General features: G+C 34.4%; 2 protein-coding genes. Both read left to right on the plus strand.

What is annotated here, in order from left to right:
- Positions 1 to 236 precede the first annotated feature (236 nt).
- Positions 237 to 458 (plus strand): hypothetical protein, encoded by a 222-nt coding sequence (locus ACQRBJ_RS16055; protein ID WP_153124798.1) that lies wholly within the window; start codon positions 237 to 239, stop codon positions 456 to 458.
- Positions 455 to 859, plus strand: a complete 405-nt coding sequence (locus ACQRBJ_RS16060) for a putative toxin-antitoxin system toxin component, PIN family (protein ID WP_445304232.1) — start codon at positions 455 to 457, stop codon at positions 857 to 859. The genes ACQRBJ_RS16055 and ACQRBJ_RS16060 overlap by 4 nt, the downstream gene beginning before the upstream one ends.
- The last annotated feature ends 104 nt before the right edge of the window (positions 860 to 963 follow it).

The raw sequence follows: 963 nt of genomic DNA on the forward strand, positions 1-963 counted from the left end.
GGGGGAAAAAAGTAAAAAGGTAAAAAATCTGCGTCATCTGCGCAATCTGCGTGACTTTTATAAGGTAAAATAGTAAAAGAAAAAATCTGTGGGCATCTGTGAGAACTGCGGGACTTTAGAAGGGCTGCTTATCTGATAATTTGCTGATAACTTGAAGATTTCTTGCTTTTTTCTTGGTGGTTTCGAGAAAAAAGCGTAACTTTGGCGACAAAAGTTGAATATTTAATTTAAAGATTATGGCAACAACAGCATTAAATTATACGCAGGTACATCTCTTGCAAATGTTTCAAGTTGATGATTCCCGGAAGGGATTGGAGGAATTGAAAGAATTGCTATATTCTTACTATTCAAAAAAAATGGATGAATCCTTGAATGAACTTTGGGATTCGGGTGTTCTTGATCAAAAACGACTTGATGAAATCAATGATATGGATTTGCATAAATTAAAAATGTCATGAGTCGTTTAGTTCTAGACACAAATTGTCTAATACAGATTGTTTCTCCACGAAGCAAATACCATTTCTTATGGGATAGTTTTGTTCGTGGCGAGAATACTCTCTGTATTTCTAATGAAATCATAGAAGAGTATGTTGAGATTATGCAACTTCTGATGGGGAATGCTGCTGCAGAGTATGTTGTAAAAACTATTTTGAATAGCAGGTTTACAGAACTGGTAGTCCCTTATTACAATTTCAATTTAATAGAGGTTGATAAAGATGATAATAAATTTGTTGATTGCGCAATCACTGCTCATGCCAAATGTATTGTCACGAATGATCATCATTATGATGTGTTGAAAACAATTCCTTTTCCAAAAGTTGAAGTTGTAAGTCTTGTGGATTTTTTGAAATATCAATAATCATGATGTCAAGAGCTCTATAGATAAACGAAAATCCCTTTGTGTTTTTTTTCGATCCTGCCTGTTTCTCCTTTGCCAAAGAGGTGTTTTTGCCCCACCTGTTT

The sequence above is a fragment of the Prevotella sp. SGI.167 genome (assembly GCF_050313615.1).
In the GTDB taxonomy this organism is placed as follows: Bacteria; Bacteroidota; Bacteroidia; order Bacteroidales; family Bacteroidaceae; genus Prevotella.

Excerpts from the sequence above, each read along its gene's own strand:
- ACQRBJ_RS16055 (WP_153124798.1), top strand. The coding sequence starts at position 237 with ATGGCAACAACAGCATTAAATTATACGCAGGTACATCTCTTGCAAATG.
- ACQRBJ_RS16060 (WP_445304232.1), top strand. The coding sequence starts at position 455 with ATGAGTCGTTTAGTTCTAGACACAAATTGTCTAATACAGATTGTTTCT.